The organism is Amycolatopsis dendrobii, assembly GCF_014145675.1.
Classification (GTDB): Bacteria; Actinomycetota; Actinomycetes; order Mycobacteriales; family Pseudonocardiaceae; genus Amycolatopsis; species Amycolatopsis dendrobii.
In genome coordinates, this window is the sequence record NZ_JACGZW010000002.1 from 595,381 (window position 1) to 614,170 (window position 18,790).

14 protein-coding genes and 1 pseudogene are annotated in these 18,790 nt (G+C 69.8%); 10 read left to right on the forward strand and 5 right to left on the reverse strand.

The window, feature by feature from the left end; all coding sequences use genetic code 11:
- Positions 1-50: 50 nt before the first annotated feature.
- Positions 51-953: an SDR family oxidoreductase gene (locus H4281_RS06895; RefSeq protein WP_182889994.1), complete on the forward strand. Its 903-nt coding sequence runs from the start codon at positions 51-53 to the stop codon at positions 951-953.
- Here the strand turns inward: H4281_RS06895 and solA are convergent.
- From solA to H4281_RS06910, 3 genes are all read right to left on the reverse strand, one after another.
- A complete protein-coding gene (gene solA / locus H4281_RS06900; RefSeq protein WP_182889995.1) occupies positions 943-2,067 on the reverse strand; it encodes an N-methyl-L-tryptophan oxidase in 1,125 nt (374 codons plus the stop codon). The two genes, H4281_RS06895 and solA, sit on opposite strands and share 11 nt — an antisense overlap.
- Entirely contained in the window at positions 2,064-4,301 is a 2,238-nt protein-coding gene (locus tag H4281_RS06905) for an FAD-dependent oxidoreductase (protein ID WP_182889996.1), read from the reverse strand. The genes solA and H4281_RS06905 overlap by 4 nt, the downstream gene beginning before the upstream one ends.
- A gap of 182 nt (positions 4,302-4,483) precedes the next feature.
- A complete protein-coding gene (locus tag H4281_RS06910) occupies positions 4,484-5,269 on the reverse strand; it encodes an IclR family transcriptional regulator (protein WP_182889997.1) in 786 nt (261 codons plus the stop codon).
- 173 nt (positions 5,270-5,442) lie between these two features.
- On the opposite strand from H4281_RS06910, the gene mtrA reads away from it, so the two are divergent.
- The 6 genes and pseudogenes from mtrA to secA form a co-directional block, all read left to right on the forward strand.
- Positions 5,443-6,120, forward strand: coding sequence for an MtrAB system response regulator MtrA (gene mtrA, locus H4281_RS06915; protein ID WP_037355684.1), 678 nt, complete (start codon positions 5,443-5,445; stop codon positions 6,118-6,120).
- Between the two features lie 7 nt (positions 6,121-6,127).
- Positions 6,128-7,858, forward strand: coding sequence for an MtrAB system histidine kinase MtrB (gene mtrB, locus H4281_RS06920; protein ID WP_182889998.1), 1,731 nt, complete (start codon positions 6,128-6,130; stop codon positions 7,856-7,858).
- Entirely contained in the window at positions 7,855-9,612 is a 1,758-nt protein-coding gene (locus H4281_RS06925) for an LpqB family beta-propeller domain-containing protein (protein WP_182889999.1), read from the forward strand. The genes mtrB and H4281_RS06925 overlap by 4 nt, the downstream gene beginning before the upstream one ends.
- A 62-nt stretch (positions 9,613-9,674) precedes the next feature.
- Positions 9,675-10,319, forward strand: coding sequence for a ComF family protein (locus H4281_RS06930; RefSeq protein ID WP_182890000.1), 645 nt, complete (start codon positions 9,675-9,677; stop codon positions 10,317-10,319).
- A gap of 759 nt (positions 10,320-11,078) precedes the next feature.
- Positions 11,079-11,762, forward strand: coding sequence for a ribosome hibernation-promoting factor, HPF/YfiA family (gene hpf / locus H4281_RS06935; protein ID WP_182890001.1), 684 nt, complete (start codon positions 11,079-11,081; stop codon positions 11,760-11,762).
- A 262-nt stretch (positions 11,763-12,024) separates the two neighbouring features.
- Positions 12,025-14,581: pseudogene (gene secA, locus H4281_RS06940) on the forward strand (preprotein translocase subunit SecA); the annotation flags it as partial.
- 485 nt (positions 14,582-15,066) lie between these two features.
- Here the strand turns inward: secA and H4281_RS06945 are convergent.
- Positions 15,067-15,546 (reverse strand): Rv3235 family protein, encoded by a 480-nt coding sequence (locus tag H4281_RS06945; RefSeq protein WP_220506773.1) that lies wholly within the window; start codon positions 15,544-15,546, stop codon positions 15,067-15,069.
- A 182-nt stretch (positions 15,547-15,728) separates the two neighbouring features.
- On the opposite strand from H4281_RS06945, the gene H4281_RS06950 reads away from it, so the two are divergent.
- Positions 15,729-16,112 carry an HAD-IA family hydrolase gene (locus H4281_RS06950; protein ID WP_043832906.1) on the forward strand — a complete coding sequence of 128 codons (384 nt, stop codon included), beginning with the start codon at positions 15,729-15,731 and terminating at the stop codon, positions 16,110-16,112.
- Here the strand turns inward: H4281_RS06950 and H4281_RS06955 are convergent.
- On the reverse strand, positions 16,105-16,869 hold the full coding sequence (locus tag H4281_RS06955; RefSeq protein WP_182890004.1) for a TrmH family RNA methyltransferase: 765 nt from the start codon (positions 16,867-16,869) through the stop codon (positions 16,105-16,107). The genes H4281_RS06950 and H4281_RS06955 overlap by 8 nt on opposite strands.
- Before the next feature lie 34 nt (positions 16,870-16,903).
- Between H4281_RS06955 and H4281_RS06960 the strand changes: the two genes are divergently transcribed.
- Both H4281_RS06960 and H4281_RS06965 read left to right on the forward strand, forming a co-directional pair.
- Positions 16,904-18,301, forward strand: coding sequence for a WS/DGAT/MGAT family O-acyltransferase (locus tag H4281_RS06960; protein ID WP_182890005.1), 1,398 nt, complete (start codon positions 16,904-16,906; stop codon positions 18,299-18,301).
- Entirely contained in the window at positions 18,298-18,789 is a 492-nt protein-coding gene (locus tag H4281_RS06965; RefSeq protein ID WP_182890006.1) for a DUF6912 family protein, read from the forward strand. The genes H4281_RS06960 and H4281_RS06965 overlap by 4 nt, the downstream gene beginning before the upstream one ends.
- The last annotated feature ends 1 nt before the right edge of the window (position 18,790 follow it).

Here is an 18,790-nt window from a genome sequence, read left to right on the forward strand (position 1 = left end):
CAGGCGTACGGTGATGGCACTAGGTGTCATCAACTGTGGAAGGACAGCCCATGCGGGTTTTCGTCACCGGGGCCAGCGGCCACGTCGGCTCGGCCCTCGTTCCCGAACTGCTCTCCGCCGGACACGAGGTGGTCGGGCTCGCCCGGTCGGACGCCTCCGCCGCGGCGCTCGCCGAACGCGGCGGACGGGTACGGCGCGGCGACCTCGACGATCTCGACGGCCTGCGCGCGGCGGCCGCCGAGGCGGACGGAGTCGTGCACTTGGCGTTCAAGCACGACCTGATGGCCAGCGGCGAGTTCGCCAGCGCGGTCGACGCGGACCTCTCCGCGCTCGAAGCGCTCGGCGAAGCCCTCGCCGGCACCGGCAAGCCACTGGTCTCGACCTCCGGAACCCTGATGTTCGCCGGACTTGGCCGCGCCGGCACCGAGGACGACCGGCTCCCCGGCGGCCCGCGCGTGGACGCGGAGAACTATGTGCTCGGGCTCGCTGACCGCGGTGTCCGGTCGTCAGTCGTGCGGCTGCCGCCGTCCGTGCACAGTTCGCTCGACAAGCACGGCTTCGTCCCGACCATGATCCGTTTCGCCCGCGCGGCCGGTGTTTCGCCGTACGTCGGCGAGGGCGCCAACCGCTGGTCCGCCGGCCACACGCTCGACGCGGCCCGGCTCTACCGGCTGGCGCTGGAGAAGGCTCCGGCCGGGGCCATGCTGCACGCCGTCGGCGACGAAGCCGTCTCGCTTCGGCAGATCGCCGAGACGATCGGTGCGCGGCTCGGTGTCCCGGCGAAGTCCATCGCACCGGAAGAGGCCGCGGCGCACTTCGCGTTTCTGGCGCCGATGGTGCAGTCGGACGCGCCGACGTCCGCCGCACGCACGCGTGAACTCCTCGGCTGGCAGCCGGAACACCCTGGCCTGCTTGAAGACCTGGCTGAAGAGCACTACTTCGCTACGGCGTGAACCTCGCCGGGTCGAACAGCGAGATCGGGTGCCGCGTCGCGCCGTCCACCACCAGGTCGGCGAGGATTTCCCCGACCACCGGCACGAATTTGAACCCGTGCCCGGAAAACCCGCACGCCACCACTGCGCGCGGATGCTTCGGATGCGGGGCGATCACGAAGTGCTCGTCCGGGGTGTTCGTGTAAAGGCAGGTCGCCGCGCGGCGGAAGGCCGCCGGGAGCGCCGGGATCCGGGAGCCGACGACGTCCGCGACCGCGCGTACCTCGTCGTCGTGGATCCGCCGGTCGATCGTGTCGGCGGTGCACGGCGTGCCGCCGAGGTGCACGGCGACTTTGACGCCTTGTGCGGTGTGCGCGGGAAAACCGTAGAACTGGCCGCCTTCAGCGGTTTCCCAAAGGTAGACGGGATGATCGACGAACGGCCGGACGTCCGCTGGTTCGAACCAGTACTGGACCTGGCGGCGCACCTCGAAGTCGACGCCAAGGTCCGCGAGCAGCACGGGCGCCCACGCGCCGGGGCACAGCACGAGCCGCTCGGCGGTGTAGTAGCTCGAAGCGGTGCCGACGCGCACGCCGGTTTCCGTGCTGGTCCACGTGAATACCTGCTCCTCGTGGTGCAGTTCGGCGCCGTGGCGCGCGGCGAGTTGCAGGTGTGCGGCGACGCTTCCCTCGGGTGACACGAAACCGGCGCCCGGTTCCCACAGCGCCACCTCGTCCTCGGCCGGGGTGATGGTGGGGAACCGGTGCCGGATCTCGGCCGCGTCCAGGATTTCGTGCGGAACGTCGAACTTCTCCGCGGAAAGCGTGCTGCCCGCGATCGTGCGCGACTCCGGCGGCCCGCCCATCACCGCGCCGCAGCGGGTGAACAGCGACCGTCCGGAGTCGCGTTCGAGTTCGTCCCACATCTCGTGCGCGCGCAGCAGCAGCGGTACGTAATCCGGACCTTCGAGATACGCCTGCCGCGTGATCCGCGAACCGCCGTGACTGGAACCGAGGTTGTGCACCGGCGCGAACTGGTCGATCCCGAGCACCTTCTGGCCCCGTCGCGCCAGCCGGTACGCGGCGGCGCTGCCCATGCCGCCGAGACCGATCACGATCACGTCGTAGTGCGTCATTCGCTGCTCCTCAACGGCTCCGCGGCCACTTTCGCCGAGAGCCGTTTCCCGAAGTGCTCGATTTCCACTGGCGTCCGCGGCCGGGCGTCCTCGACGGGAAGCCAGGCATAGGCCAGGTTTTTGTCGACGGTGTAGCCATGCGCGCCGCTCGTGACGTATCCCGCCGGACGGCCGTCGACGTACACCGGCTCCCGGCCCCGCAGCACCGAATGCGCGCTGTCGACGGTCAAGCACGCCAGTTTCCGCCGGACGGTCGAGGGGGAACGGTGGAGAAGCGTGTCGCGGCCGAGGAAATAGCCCTTGTCCATCCGCACCGCGAAGCCGAGGCCCGCCTCGTACGGATCGTGCTCGGTGGTCACGTCGATGCCGCAGGTTCGGTGCCCTTCCTCCATCCGGAGGCTGCGCAGCGCGTCCTCGCCGGCCGCGACGATCCCGTACGGTTGCCCGGCCGACCAGAGCGCGTCCCACAGCGACCGGCCGAGATCCGCGCCGGTGTGCAGTTCCCAGCCGGGTTCGCCCACGTCAGACACGCGCAGCACGGTGACCGGCACGTCGCCGACGTACGTCCGCCACGCCCGGGAGTCCGATGTGGACAGTTCGGGCAGCACCTGTTCGGCGAGCGGCCCCCACAAGCCGAGGCAGCAGGTGCCGCCGGTGGTTTCGCGCAGCTGGACCGAGCCGTCGCCGGGCAGATGACGGCGCAGCCAGGCGACGTCCCGATGATGGTGCGCGGCGACGTGAAACTGCTCCACGCCGAGCCGGGCGACGGTCAGCTCGCTGCGGATCCCGCCGTCTTCGCCGAGCAGCAACGTGGTGGTGACCGACCCGGACGGCCGGTCGAGCTGGTTCGTCGTCATCGTCTGCAGGAACGGCAGCGCGCCGCGGCCGGTGATCTCCAGCCGTCGCCGCGTGGTCAGGTCGAACAGCGCCACCCGGCTTCGAGCCGCGACGGCCTCCGCGCGTCCTCCCGCGGGGTACCGCTGCGGTCGTGCCCAGCCGTCTTCCTCGCGAAACTCCGCGCCCAGCGCGACTTCGCGCTCGTAACAGGGCGTGGTCCGCAGCAGTTCCGTCACCGGTCGCTGATGGCCCGCCGCCGCCAAACTCCGCTCCCGCACGCGGCCGGGTGCGAGCTGCAGCCGGTCGAACCGGGCGAGGTCGACGGAGTGCAGGTCGAGATGCGCTTGCCCCTCGATGAGCCAGCGTGTCAGCTCTCGCGCGACCCCGGCGGACCACGCGCAGTCCACCGCTTCGGCGACCCAGAACCCGTCGAGGTCCGGATGTTCGCCCAGCAGCGGCAACCCGTCCGGCGTCCCCGGGACCAGCTGCCGGACGCCCTCCTCGACCTTCGCGTCGGCGAGCGCGGGCACCAATCCGAGCGCGGCCGTCCACGACTCCTCGAAGCCCGCCGGAGCGAACGCGGCGTCGGTTTCGACCGGGCCCAGTGCGCTGATGCCCAGCCGGTCGACGTGCTCCCGCAGCGACAGCCCGGCTCCGCGCAGGATCGGTTTGTCCGCCTCGGTGAAGTGGTCGTTGTCCCCGGCGAGCTGCGCCAACGGCGTGGTGCGTGCGTGGTCGACGGCGATCGGCACCACCGGGACGGCGAGATCGACCAGCCGGCCGAACTGCGGTCCGCGCACTCCGGCGCACGAGACGATCACATCTGCGCGGAACCGATCGGTCGCGGTCGCCACCGCGGTCACCCGGCCCGCCGTGCGCACGATCTCGACAATCTCTTGTCCGGTAAGGAATCTCGCGCCCCGCTCCTTCGCGCGGCGCGCCTGGGCGAGCGCCGCGCGGATCGGTTTGACGAGCCCGTCGCCGGGAATGTGCAGGCCGCCGAACACCTTCGCGGAGTCGAGCAGCGGGTGCAGCTGGGCGCATTCGCCCGGTTCGCGCAGATAGCCGCGCACGCCGGACGACGTCGCCCAGCCAAGCCGTTGCCGCAGCCGGGAAAGCTGCTCGGGCGTGGTCGCGAGTTCCAGGCTCCCGACCGGCTGGAAACACCAGCCGCCGTCGACGGTCAGCCCGCTGTACTTCTCCGCGGTGTACTTGGCGAACTCGGACGCCGTGCGGTCGGCGTGCGTGCGGAAGAGCAGCCCCGGTCCGGCCGAAGCGATCGCCGGTTCCGGTTCCAGGACGGTGACGTCCGTCCAGCCGCGTTCGGTCAGCTCGTCGGCGACCGCGCAGCCGAGGAGCCCGGCGCCGAGCACAACCACCCGCGGTCGCACTGCCATCGCGAGGTACCTCCTGCCTGCCGGCCGTCGCGACGGCCCGGCTCGGGACGAGACAGGCATGCCGGAACGCCCCCGCCGGGGAACGGACGCGTTGCGGATGGAGATCGATGTTCCGTCTGCTGCAACTCACAAATTGCGGGATCGCGGGCGTGCTGTCAAGAGAGCCGCCGCGGCCGCCGGGTTCACGCGGAAAAGTAGCCAAGCTGAGCGGAAAGCTCCCGGGCCGCGTCCGCCATCGGCGCGACGATCTGCCGGATCCGCTGTTTCGAGAGCCGGTAGGACGGGCCGGACGCGCTCATCGCCGCGACGACTTCGCCGCCGGGGCCGCGTACCGGCACCGCGACCGCGTGCATGCCCAGTTCCAGCTCCTCGAAGGAGGCCGCGTAACCGTCCTCGGCGACGCGGTCCAGTTCGGCCGCCAGCTCGTCCCGGTCGACCGTGGTGCGCGGCGTGTACTGCTCCAGTTCGTGCGCGAGCATCCGCTTGCGCTCGGCGTCGTCCATCGCGGCCAGCAGGACCTTGCCGCTGGACGTGGCGTGCAGCGGCGTGCGCTGCCCGGTCCAGTTCTGCGTGGTGATCGCCGCCGAACCGCGCGCCTGGCTGATGTTGATCGCGACGCCGTCGTCGGCGATCGCGATGTTGACCGTCTCGCCCAGTTCCTCGGCGAGCGTCTGGCAGGTCTGCCTGCCGAGCTTCGCCAGGTCCATCCGGCCGGTCGCGGCGCCAGCCAGCCGGACGACGCCGAATCCGATCGCGTATTTGCCGCGTTCGCCCAGCTGCTCGACCAGCCCGTGCGCCTCCAGCACGCTCAGCAGCCTGGACGCGGTGGACTTGTGCACGCCCAGCTCTCCGGCGATCTCGGTGATGCCGGTTTCGCCGTTGCGAGCCAGCAGCTCCAGGACGGTGATCGCCCGGTCGACGGACTGCACCGCGCTTCCCGTTGCGTTTCCCGAGTCCTGGTTCCGCATAGCGCAACAGTAACCGTTCGGCTGCGATCTGTTCGGCTGAGCGGGCGAATCCGGTCGCGGCCGGACGCGCGAGGCGTCCGGATGGCCCAACCGGGTCGGTGATCTTGATCTTTCCGGTGGTCAAACGCGCGGGTCGTGCGCACGGGTGCGGGCGGTAGTGCGAACATGTGGTCATGAAGGCACGTGTCTTGGTGGTCGACGACGACCCGGCGCTGGCGGAGATGCTCACCATCGTCCTGCGCGGCGAAGGGTTCGACACCGCGGTGGTCGCGGACGGTTCGCGGGCGCTGCCCGCGCTGCGGGAGCTGAAACCGGACCTGGTCCTGCTCGACCTCATGCTGCCCGGCATGAACGGCATCGACGTGTGCAAGGCGATCCGCGCCGAGTCCGGCGTGCCCATCGTCATGCTCACCGCCAAGAGCGACACCGTGGACATCGTGCTCGGGCTCGAGTCGGGCGCCGACGACTACGTGGTCAAGCCGTTCAAGCCGAAGGAACTCGTCGCTCGCGTGCGCGCCCGGATGCGCCGCACCGAGGCCGAGCCCGCCGAATCGCTCACCATCGGCGATCTGGCGATCGACGTGCCCGGACACGAGGTCACCCGCGACGGCAAGGCGATCCCGCTGACGCCGCTCGAATTCGACCTGCTCGTGGCGCTGGCCCGCAAGCCGCGCCAGGTGTTCACCCGCGAGGTGCTGCTGGAACAGGTGTGGGGCTACCGGCACGCGGCCGACACCCGGCTGGTGAACGTGCACGTCCAGCGCCTGCGCTCGAAGGTGGAGAAGGACCCGGAGCACCCCGAGGTGGTGCTGACGGTGCGCGGAGTCGGGTACAAGGCCGGCCCGCCGTGAGCGTGCGATGACCGGTTTCGCGGGGCGGCTTCGCGCCGCCGCCCGCGCCACGGCTCGGCTGTCGGCCCGGGTCGTGGTTTTCGCACGCCGCCGCGCGGTGGCGTTCAACGAACTGTGGAAGCACTCGCTGCAGTTCCGCGTCACGATCTCGACGCTCGCGCTGTCCTCTGCCGTGGTGTTCGTGCTCGGCATGGTCCTGCAGAACCAGATCACCGAACGGCTGCTGGACACCAAGCGCCGCGCCGCGATCGAGCAGACCCAGGCCCTTGCCGACACCGCCGCGCGCGAACTGGTCGGGATCGGCGGCGAGTCCCCGGAGGCGCTGCACACGCGCCTGCAGAACGCGCTCAAGAAGATCTCGACCACGTCCTCGTCGCGCGCGGGTTCCACCGCGGGCACCTTCGAGCCGGTGCTGGCCAGCGTCGGCCGCGGCCAATCGGACACCGATCCGGTGTACGTCGGGCCGTTCCCCTCGGTGCCGGAGCGGCTGCGCCAGTTCGTCGAGGCCGACCACCTCGCGCGGCTTGAGCACACAGTCGACGAGAACGGCGTCCGGACCACGTACCTGATCGTCGGCACCCCGCTGGCGACCGCGGCCAGTCCGCTGCAGCTGTATTTGCTGTTCCCGCTCACCAGCGAGCAGACCACCGTGTCGACGGTGCAGAACACGCTGTTCGTCGCCGGGATCGTGCTGCTGCTGTTGCTCGCCGGCATCACGAACCTGGTGGTCCGCCAGGTGGTGCGGCCAGTCCGGCAAGCCGTCGCGGCGGCCGAGCAGTTCGCGGGCGGCGACCTCGACCAGCGGCTCGCCGTCGTGGGCGAGGACGACCTCGCCAAACTCGCGGTGTCCTACAACAGCATGGCGGCCAGCATCCAGAACCAGATCCGCCAGCTCGAGGAATTCGGCGGGCTCCAGCGCCGCTTCACCTCCGACGTGTCGCACGAGCTGCGCACCCCGCTGACCACCGTGCGGATGGCCGCCGACGTGCTGCACGCGTCGCGCGAGCAGTTCCCGCCCGGCCTCGCCCGCTCGACCGAACTGCTGGTCGACGAGCTGGACCGGTTCGAGGCGCTGCTCGGCGACCTGCTGGAGATCAGCAGGCTCGACGCGGGCGTCGAGGAGCTGTCCGCGGAGTACATCGACGTGCGGCCGATCGCGACGCGCGCGGTCGAACAGGTGCGGGTGCTCGCCGGGACCGCGGGCAGCGCGGTCGAACTGGTGCTGCCGGACGAGGACACCTCCGCCGAGGTGGACGCGCGGCGCATCGAACGGATCCTGCGCAATCTGCTGGCCAACGCCGTCGACCACAGCGAGGGCAAACCGGTGGTGCTGACGGTCGCGGTGAACGAGTCCGCGGTCGCGATCACCGTCCGGGACTACGGCGTCGGCCTGCGGGCGGGGGAGGCCGAGCTGGTGTTCAACCGGTTCTGGCGCGCCGACCCGTCGCGCAACCGGCGCACCGGCGGCACCGGGCTCGGCCTCGCGATCAGCCAGGAGGACGCGCGGCTGCACGGCGGCGTCCTCGACGCGTGGGGCGAACCGGGACACGGCGCGTGCTTCCGGCTCGTGGTGCCGCGCAGGCAAGGCGTGCCGATCGCGGACAGCCCGCTGGTGCTGCCGCCGCCGGACGCCGTTTCGGAGATCACGCTGTCGCCGTCGTCGGTCGCCGAACTGCACCCCGCGCCGGAGGCGATCCTCGCCGATCCGGCTCCGGACCGGGAGGAGGTCGGTCAGTGAGGCGAGTGCTCGTATTCCTCGCCTGCGCACTGGTGCTCGTGAGCTGCGCGAACGTTCCGCAGGAATCGCTGCCGGTCGTGGTGTCGGTCGAAAAAGCGCCACAGCAGGCCAACAACGCGCCGGAACCGCCCGCCAACGCCGAACCGCTCGACATCGTGCGGCTGTTCATCAAGGCCAACGCCGATCCGCGGTCGGGCAACGCGGCCTCGCGGGCGTTCCTCGACGACAAACAGCGCGGCGCGTGGCGGCCGAACCGCTCGTTCACGATCATCGACAAGACCTTCAGCACGGTCTACGACCCCACGGCCAGCACCGGCGCCACCACGACGTCCACTCCGTCGGCTAGCGCGCCGGACCCGAACGTCCGCACGGTCACCGTGCGCGGTTCGGTGCTCGGCACGCTGAGCGCGGACTCCGCGTTCATCCCCGGCAGCGGCCCCGCCGAGCAGACCTTCCAGGTGCGCAAGCAGGCCGACGGCCAATGGCGGATCTCCAGCCCGCCCCCGCCGGTGCTGCTGGTGACCGACGACGAGTTCGACGGCAACTACAACCCGGTCTCGGTGAGCTTCTACTCCGCCGACTCCGGATCCTTCGTGCCGGACCTGCGCTACGTCCCGGCGAAACCGCAGTCGGGCATGCCGGGCCGGGTGATGGACCTGATCCTCCAGGGCCCGTCCGCAGGGCTCACCGGCGCGGTGAAAAACCTGTTCGGCGACGGGGTGTCGCTCGAGAACAACGTGAAGACCAACGACGACGGCTCGCTGACCGTGCAGCTGAGCGGGCTCGCCGGCGTCGGCCCGGAGACGCGGTCGCTGATCGCCGCGCAGATCGTGCTGTCGATGCAGACTGTCACGTCCACCCGGATCCGGCTGCTCGCCGACGGCGCGCCGCTCGTGGCCGGCCACGAATACTGGCGCGGCAGCGATTTGCCCTCGTACAACGCTTCGTCGTCGCCGAACGGCCTGATGACAGTCGGCGGCCGCGTCCGCTCGCTCAGCGACGGCGCGCCGATCGCGGGCGCGGTGGGCAACGGCGCGTACCCGGTGGTGAGCGCGGCCCAGTCGATCGACGGCAAACGCCTCGCGGTGGTCGAGCAGGACGGCGACCGCGTACGGCTGCGCATCGGCGACCTCGGCCGCGACCTGCCGACGGTCGAGCTTGGCGGCGGTTCGCTGAGCCGCCCGACCTGGCGTCCGGCGCAGAGCGGGGCCGGGCCGTCGAACGAGGTGTGGACGGTCGTCGACCATTCGATCATCGCGCGGATGGTCCTTGATCCGAACGGCCACTGGCTGCGCCAGAGCGTCAACGCGAACGATCTGCTGGCCCTGGGGCAGATCGGTGTCCTGCGGCTTTCCCGCGACGGCGCTCGCGTGGCCGCGACGGTGAACGGCCAGCTGGTCGTGGCGTCGGTGGTGCGCAGCGGCGACACAGTCACCTTGCGCGAGCCGCGGGTGCTGCAGCCCGGCGTGCTGACCGACGTGCTGGACGTGGACTGGGGCTCGACGCCGGACACCTTGGTGGCCGCGACGTCCTCGCCCTCGCAGCCGGTCCAGCGGCTCTCGATCGACGGACGGCGGATGGACGCTTACAACAGCTCGAACCTCACCGCGCCGGTGCGGGCGGTCGCGTCCGCCCCGAGCCAGCCGATCGTCGTCGCGGACGCCGGAGGGCTGTGGACGGCGACCGAACTGGGCGAGGTGTGGCGGCCGCAGGCACACACGATGCAGAACGCGGATCCGTTCTATCCGGGGTGATGCTCCGGCTCCGGTGCCCGCACGGCCGAAAACTGTCGGTGGTCGGGTGCACACTCGGAGTCATGTTGCTGAGACTGCTCCTGAACCTGCTTCTGCCCACCTACTGCGCGGGCTGTGAGACCCGCGGCGCGGCCGTGTGCGCCGGATGCGCCACGACGTGGGGGTCCCCCACTGCGGTGTTTCGCGCGCCGCTGGCGGCCTTGGTTCCCGCCTATGCCCTGGCTCGCTACGCGGGTGTCGCCAAGCGGACCTTGATCGCCTGCAAGGAACGTCGCCGTCGGGATGTGGCCCCGTTTTTGGGCCGCGTGCTGGCGGCTGGGCTGATGGCGTTGCCTTCTGGCGGTCCTCGCGCGAGTCCGTGGTGTCTCGTTCCGGCGCCGAGCCGGCGGGTCGCTTCGCGGGTGCGTGGAGGTCCACACGTCCAGCGGATCGCTTCGGAAGCCGCCCGGCTGACGGGGGCGTATGTCGCGCCTGCCCTGGTGCTGAAGGGCGGACGGGACGCGGTCGGGCTGAGCCGGGCGGAACGGATGGCCAATCTGGAGGGGCGGCTGCGGTTCGCCGCGGCAGGCCGTCCGCCGCCAGGTGCCCGGGTCGTGGTGGTGGACGACGTGATCACCACAGGCGCCACGTCCGCCGCTTGCGTCACGGCGTTGAAAAACGCGGGCGTGCCGGTGGTGGCGGTACTCGCCCTGCTGGCGACAGTCTGAAAGGAGCCTGTCCCACGTCCGAAACCCGAACGCGTCCTGGCCGCCGCGAATCCGCCGCGCACCGAGTCCCGCGAGCCCGGAAACCGAAATCCGGTTGCGCGGAAACCGATCGTCCGCTCCGCGCCTGTCCACAACGGAACGATTCCAAAAACGGTCCGCCCGAAAACTTCCGCCCGCTTTCTCGCCAGGGAGGCAACTCGCGTTCGAACGACCACTACCGCCAGGTGTCACCTACACGAGTGATGTCAAGAGGGAACCTCCTGCCCTCGCCGCCCGTTGTCCGGGCATGAGGGTCAGGGCCGGAATCACCCCCGCACCGGGGCAGTCCACCGAGGTGGCGGCTGTGCCGAAGGGGCCGGTCACCCTCGGCGTCCGAGGTGCCGCTTTGTTGCGCCGTCCGCGTGAAACTTGGGCACGCGCGCTCGGCCTTCCGAGCGGCGGTTCCGGGCTGCGCACGCATGATTCACTGCGCCGCGTGACGAGTTCCCGGATCGTGACATCCCCCGGCTCGGGGGCTGTTGCGGACGGCGTGATGAAGCTAACGTGCTCCGCTATCAGCAAAACCCGCAGGCAGGGAGGTGTGCAGCCCATGTCCCTGGCGCCGGCGGCCCGCTGAGTCCGCGTTCGCGCTACCGCCACGAGACGTCGTGATCCGGTCGCGAATTCTTTATCAGCCCGCCGAACCCGTGCAGTAGCCGTTCAGTACCGGTGCCGTGAGAACACAACAGCTCGCAGTTTCCTCAGCGAGGGAGGTCGTGTATGGACATCGTCGTTAAGGGCCGCAACGTGGAGGTGCCCGAGCATTACCGGGCGCTTGTCAGCGAAAAGCTGGCCCGCCTTGAGCGCTACGACAAGAAGGTCATCCGCTACGACGTGGAGCTCTTCCACGAGCCCAACCGCAGGCAGGCCAAGAGCTGCCAGCGCGTCGAGATCACCGGGAAGGGCCGCGGTCCGGCTGTTCGCGCGGAAGCGAGCGCAGCCGACTTCTACGCAGCGCTCGACTCCGCCGTCACCAAGCTGGAAAACCGGCTCCGGCGGACACACGACCGCAGGCGCGTGCATTACGGACGCAGCCGTCCTGAATCGGTCGCCGAGGCGACGTCGATGGTCGGCGGATCCGATGCCGTCGCCGGGCCCGCCATGGGCACGGCCGTACTGGACGCACCCGACGCGACCGAACCCATGGTGAACGGTTTCGCGGCGACGAGTGCGGGCGACATTCCCCGGCAGGGGCGATGGGAAGACGAGGACCTGGGCCATCAGCCCGGCCGCGTCGTCCGCGAGAAGCAACACGCCGCGGACCCCATGACGGTGGACCAGGCTCTCTACGAGATGGAGCTGGTCGGCCACGACTTCTACCTGTTCAACGACTCCGAGGCCGGCCGGCCGAGTGTCGTCTACCGGCGAAAGGGCTTCGACTACGGCGTGATCCGGCTGGGCTGATCCAGTCCGGGACAACAGCACCGGCGGCCCGCACGCGAACGCGTGCGGGCCGTCCGCGTGCCCGGAGCACGACCCGCGGCACGACCTTCGTCGGGACCTGTGCAAACCTTCCGTGACCTTCTGCGACGACGTGCGTGCGCGGACCAGCCCGCGTTCCCTACGATGGGGGAGACGGCGGCGGCGCACACGGGCGCCAGCCGTGGCGATTTACTGCCCGGGAACGGCCTGGGCGCGATCATGATCAGCTAGTGAGGTCGACCGGATGGTGCTGAACCGCCTGCTCCGCGCGGGCGAGGGCAAGATGGTGAAGCGGCTGCGCAACATCGCCGATCACATCAACACCCTCGAAGACGACGTGAAGGACCTGTCGGACGCCGAACTGCGGGCCAAGACCGACGAGTTCCGCGAGCGGTACGGCAAGGGCGAATCCCTGGACGAGCTGCTGCCGGAGGCGTTCGCCGTCGCCAGGGAAGCCGCGCACCGGGTGCTCGGCCAGCGGCCGTACGACGTCCAGCTCATGGGCGGGGCCGCACTGCACCTCGGCCAGGTCGCCGAGATGAAGACCGGCGAGGGCAAGACGCTGACCTGTGTCCTCGCGGCCTACCTGAACGCCATCCCCGGGGACGGCGTGCACGTCGTCACCACCAACGACTACCTCGCCAAGCGCGACGCCGAGTGGATGGGCCGCATCCACCGCTTCCTCGGTCTCGAGGTCGGCGTGATCGTCGCCGAGCAGGACCCGCAGGAGCGGCGCAAGCACTACAACGCCGACGTCACCTACGGCACGAACAACGAGTTCGGCTTCGACTACCTCCGCGACAACATGACCTGGTCGCTCGACGAATGCGTGCAGCGCGGGCACAACTTCGCGATCGTCGACGAGGTCGACTCGATCCTCATCGACGAGGCGCGCACCCCGCTGATCATCTCGGGCCCCGCGGACCAGTCGTCGCGGTGGTACGTCGAGTTCGCCCGGCTCGCGCCGCTGATGCAGGGCATCGACACCACCACGATGGGCACGCGCGAACGGGTCGAGAAGGCCAACCTGATCAACTCGAAGTACCACTACGAGACCGACGTCCGGAAGCGCACCGTGGCGGTCACCGAGAAGGGCGTCCGGTTCGTCGAGGACCAGCTCGGCATCGAGAACCTCTACGAGGCGGCGAACACCCCGCTGGTCGGCTACTTGAACAACGCCTTGAAGGTCAAGGAGCTCTACCACAAGGACAAGGACTACATCGTCCGCGACGGCGAGGTCATGATCGTCGACGAGTTCACCGGGCGCATCCTGGTGGGCCGCCGTTACAACGAGGGCATGCACCAGGCGATCGAGGCCAAGGAAGGCGTCGAGATCAAGGCGGAGAACCAGACGCTCGCCACGATCACGCTGCAGAACTACTTCCGGCTCTACAAGAAGCTGTCCGGCATGACCGGTACCGCCGAGACCGAGGCGGCCGAGTTCCACCAGACCTACAAGCTCGGCGTGGTGCCGATCCCGACGAACCGGCCGATGGTCCGCGCGGACCGCGCCGACCTGATCTACAAGAACGAGCAGGCCAAGTTCGAGGCCGTCGCCGAGGACATCGCCGAACGGCACGAAAAGGGCCAGCCGGTGCTGGTCGGCACCACGAGCGTGGAGAAGTCCGAGCACCTGTCGAAGCTGCTGCTCAAGCTGGGCGTGCCGCACGAGGTGCTGAACGCGAAGTACCACAACAAGGAAGCGCTGATCGTCGCGCGCGCCGGCCGGAAGGGCGCGGTCACCGTCGCCACGAACATGGCGGGCCGCGGTACCGACATCGTGCTCGGCGGCAACCCGGACATCATCGCCGACGAGGTGCTGCGCGAGCGCGGGCTCGACCCGGTCGAGAACTCCGAGGAGTACGAGGCCGCGTGGCCGAAGGTGCTCGAGGAGATCAAGGAAGAGGCGCGCGCCGAGGCCGACGAGGTCCGCGAGGCGGGCGGGCTCTACGTGCTCGGCACCGAGCGGCACGAGTCGCGGCGCATCGACAACCAGCTGCGCGGTCGGTCCGGACGACAGGGCGACCCCGGCGAATCGCGGTTCTATCTGTCGCTGGGCGACGACCTGATGCGCCGGTTCAACGCGGTGCTGGTCGAACGCATCATGACCACCATGCGGCTGCCGGACGACGTGCCGATCGAGCACAAGATGGTCTCCAAGGCGATCAAGAGCGCGCAGACCCAGGTCGAGCAGCTCAACATGGAGACCCGCAAGAACGTCCTCAAGTACGACGAGGTCATGAACGAGCAGCGCAAGGTGATCTACGCCGAGCGGCACCGCGTGCTCGAGGGCGAGGACCTGCGCGAGCAGATCGAGCACATGATCATCGACGTGGTGAAGGCGTACGTCTCGGGCGCGACCTCCCAGGGTTACGCCGAGGACTGGGACCACGAGCAGCTGTGGACCGCGTTGAAGACGCTGTACCCGGTGAGCCTCGACTGGGACGACCTGATCGAGGACGGCGACCTCGACGCGGAATCGCTCAGTCAGGCGCTGGTCGACGACGCGCTCGACGCGTACGCCAAGCGCGAGGCCGAGATCGACGAACTGGTCGGCGAGGAAGGCTCGATGCGCCGCCTCGAGCGCCAGGTCATGCTCACCGTGCTGGACCGCAAGTGGCGCGAGCACCTCTACGAGATGGACTATCTCAAGGAGGGCATCGGCATGCGGGCGCTCGCGCAGCGCGACCCGCTGATCGAGTACCAGCGCGAGGGCTTCGACATGTTCCGCGCGATGCTCGACTCGCTGAAGGAGGAAGCCGTCGGCTTCCTGTTCAACCTCCAGGTCGAGCGCGCCGAGCCGGAAACCGTGCAGCAGCCGGAACCGTCGGCGCTTCCCGGCGGCGTCACCTCCGCTACCGCCGCGGCCGCGGGCGCCTTCGGCAACCAGAGCGAGGACGAGGGCAAGCACGCCCGTCCGGCCCCGCCGCAGCCCCCGGCCACCGACTCCGATTCGGTCCCGTCCGCCTTGCGCGGCAAGGGACTCGGCGGCGGTGTCCAATCCGGACTGACCATGTCCGGCCCCTCCGAGGGCGGCGGCGTCGAGTCCCATTCGGACAGTGCGAACGACTCGGACTCCGGAGCCGCGGGCGGCACCCGCCGCGAACGACGGGCTGCTGAGCGGGCGCAGGCGAAGAAGGGCAAGAAGGGCCCGCGTCGCTGACGCTGTCCACTATGGACTGTGCTTGATCGAGAACGGCAGCACGAGAACACTCGTGCTGCCGTTCTTTTTGGCTCCATAACGGACCTGGTGTCCTAGCTTTTAGGACGCGTGTCCCAGCCAGATTCAGGCCACTGAGTGCCGGCCGGACTGCGCGATCTCGACGTGCGGTGCGAGCACGTGAAACCGCGTGCACACCCACCCCGTCCGCGTCCGCTCGAACCGCGCCGCCAGCGCCAGCACCCGAGGCCCGGAATGGATGATCGTGCTGGTCTCGAGCACGGTCTCCGCCGGACGGCAGATCCGCAGGTCCCCGGCGACGTGGTGGCGGATGCCCGGCAGCAACCCTTGGCTGCTGAGCCGGGAAAACAACGCCTCGTCCACGAGCGGACGGATCTGCCCGGCCGCCCGCCGTCCGGCGAGGACTTCGAGGATGGCGTTGAGTCGCTGAGTGAGTCGCTGCCCGGTAGGCGGGTCAGTCAGCCGCACCAACCGATGCCCAGCGGGCGGCAGGTCATCCGGCGACGGCCACCGGCTGCGGCGATGCACACGTCGGCCGTTGACCTCCGGAACAGCGGCCAGCGGCCGGAGGCTGTGGTTCGTCATTGAGTTCCCTCCCCGAAACATGGACGTCCACCCGCGGGTTAGTGCGTCCTGGAGCAGGAGGATGGGACGTTGAGTGCCTGATCCGGCGAAAAGGGCAGATTGGCGCAGACGGGATGTGGCCGATGCGCTAAAGGGAGCTTCGCGCCGCCTTGCCGCCCCAAACAAGCAGATAGGCTGGCGAAGTGCTGAAAGGCTTGCTCGTCGACTACGCCGGAGTGCTAACCGACCCGGACGCCGCGCTTCTCTACGAATACCTCCGCGACGCTCGCGCGAACGGCACTCGCACCGCGCTCGTCTCGAACGCGCCCGGAGCCGCCCCGGGGGTGAAAACTGAGCTGGCGCAATACTTTGACGCGCTCGTCTTCTCCGGCGAGGTCGGCGTGGCCAAGCCGAACCGCGAGATCTACCTCGTCGCGGCCGAGCGGATCGGGCTGGCCGCGCCGAGGTGTGTGTTCGTGGACGACGCCGAGCGCAACGTGCGCGGGGCAGTGGCCGCGGGCATGGTCGGCGTGCATCACCGCAGCATCGCCGAAACTCTCGACGAGCTGGCGGCCTTGTTCAGCTGACCCCGCGTCGCACCAATTCGAACGACAGCACGGCAGCCGCGGCGGAGACGTTGAGTGATTCGACGTCTCCGGGCATCGGGATCGACACCCACTCCGTCACCAACTCGGCGACAGCCTCGCCGACGCCTTCGGTCTCGCCGCCCAGCACGAACGCCGAACGCTGCGGCAGCTCGACGTCGAACACCGACGTCGACGCTGAGGCACCGAGCGCGAACAGGCTGTATCCGGCTTCCACCAGCATTTCCGCCGCCTCGCGTGCCGATCCGCAGCGCAGTACCGGTGCCCGGAAGGCAACGCCCGCCGAGGATTTCACCACCATCGGATCCAGCGCGGCGACGCCCCGGCGCGGCACGATCACGCCCGACAAGCCGGCGGCCGTCGCGGTGCGCAGGATCATCCCGACGTTGGCCGGCGTGGTGATGCCGTCCAGGAGCAGCAGCCGGGCAGGCGGGCGGCGGTCGTCCAGGGCCGCGGCGAGGGCGCGCATCCGCGGCGCGACGACGTCGGCCAGTACGCCTTGGTCTTGTTTTCCGTTGCCGGCCAGCACTTTCACCCGGTGTGCGCTCGCGCGCTGCACCGGCACCCCGGCGGCTTTCGCGGCGCGCTGGATCTCCGCGGCGGCGGGGCCGCGCGCGGTGTCGGCGAGGATCACCTTGTCCACGCGCAGGTCCGGATCGCCCAGCGCCTCCAGCACGGGCTTGCGCCCGTATACGGTCAGGAAGCGGTCTTTCGGCGAACCCGCCAGCTCATCACCCACACCGGCCAGTCTCGCATTGTGTAAGGATCGGCTCATGCCCGACCGCCTGTCCGCGCTGGACGCCTCGTTCCTGTACGTCGAGGACCAGACGACGCCGATGCACGTCGGGGGCGTGGCGATCTTCGAACGGCCGTCGTCCGGGTTCACCTACGAGCAGGTGCTCGACCTCGTCGGCGCGCGGCTGGCGTTCCTGCCCCGCTACCGGCAGCGCGTGCTCGGCGTGCCGGGGCACCTCGCGCGCCCGGTGTGGGTGGACGACGCCGACTTCGACCTGAACTACCACGTCCGCCGCTCCGCGCTGCCCCAGCCGGGCAGCGACGAGCAGTTGTTCGACCTGGTCGCGCGGCTCATGTCGCGGCGGCTGGCACCGGAACGCCCGTTGTGGGAGGCGTATTTCGTCGAGGGGCTGGCAGGCGACCGGGTCGCGATGGTGACGAAAACGCACCAGTCCGTTGTGGATGGTGTCGGCACGATCGACCTCGGCCAGCTCATCCTCGACGAGACTCCGGAACCGCCCGAGCCGTTCGAGGACATGTGGGCGCCGCGGCGCGAGCCGAGCCGTGCGCAACTGGTTCTCGACGCGATGAGCGAGACCGTGCAACGCCCCGGCGAGCTGATCGAGAACGTGCGCTCCATCGCGGGCGACGCGGTGACCACGGTGAGCAAGGCCGTCGAGACGCTCGGTGGCGTCGCGGCGACGATCACGCGGCCCGCTCCGCCCGGTCCGTTGAACGTGCGGGTGTCCGGCGGCCGGGTGTTCTCGGTCGTGCGCACGCGGCTGGAGGATTTCCGCAAGATCCGCGCGGACCACGGCGGCACGGTCAACGACGTCATCCTCGCCGCGATCACCGGTGCGCTGCGGGAATGGCTGCTGTCGCGCGGGGAGAACCTCACGCCGACCGAGACCGTGCGCGCGCTCGTGCCGATGGCGGTCACCGACGCCGAAACCGCCGAGTTCGCGACGCCCGCGCTGGTCGGCAACGAGGTCGCGGCGTACCTGGTCGACCTGCCGGTCGGCGAGCCGAGCGCGGTGCTGCGGCTGCAGCACATCGGCCACGCGATGGCCGAGCACCTGAATTCGGGAAGATCGGTGGCCGCGCGCGGGTTGCTGAAGGTGAGCGGGTTCGCGCCGGCGACGCTGCATTCGCTCGGCGCGCGGGCAGGCGGATCGCTGTCCGGGCGGATTTTCAACCTGATGATCACGAATTCGCCTGGCCCGCAGGTGCCGATGTACGCCGGAGAGGCGAGACTGGTGGAGATGTTCCCGGTGATGCCGCTGATGCGCACGCAGGCGCTGGCGATCGGGGTCACCTCCTACCACGGCGGTGTCTACTTCGGACTCAACGGCGACCGCAAGGCCGCGTTCGACGTCGGGCTGCTCGGCGGGATGATCGAAGAAGCACTGGAAGAGCTGAAGGGTGCGCACTGGTGAGGGTTTATCTGCCTGCGACGATCGCGATGCTGCGCGACCTGGAGGCCAATGGCGAGTTCCGCGCTCGCAGCGGCACCGGTTTCGCGCTGACGCCCGCTCTGCGCGAGGCGTATGCGAGCGGGTCCGACGAGGAGCTGGAATACGCGGCTTTGCTGGACGCGGCCCGTGCTTCGCTGCGCCTGATCGCGGCTGAGGAAAAGGCCGAGCCGCGGCGCGCCGTGGTCTCGGTGGACGTCGACGACGCGACGCTGCGGCCGGACCTGGACGCGGCCGTCGTGCGCCTTGCCGGTCCGGTGCCGAAGTCCCAGATCGCGGCGATCCACGTAGACTCGGCCGAGGCGGAGGACGCGGTGGCCGCCGCGGCGGCGGTGATCGACGCCGCTGACCTTGGCGACGAGGACGCCGAGTTCACCCTCGGCGACGCCGAGGACCACGAGCTGGCCTGGTACGCGCTGCAGGAGCTGCCCTTCCTGCTCGAGCTGCTTTAGC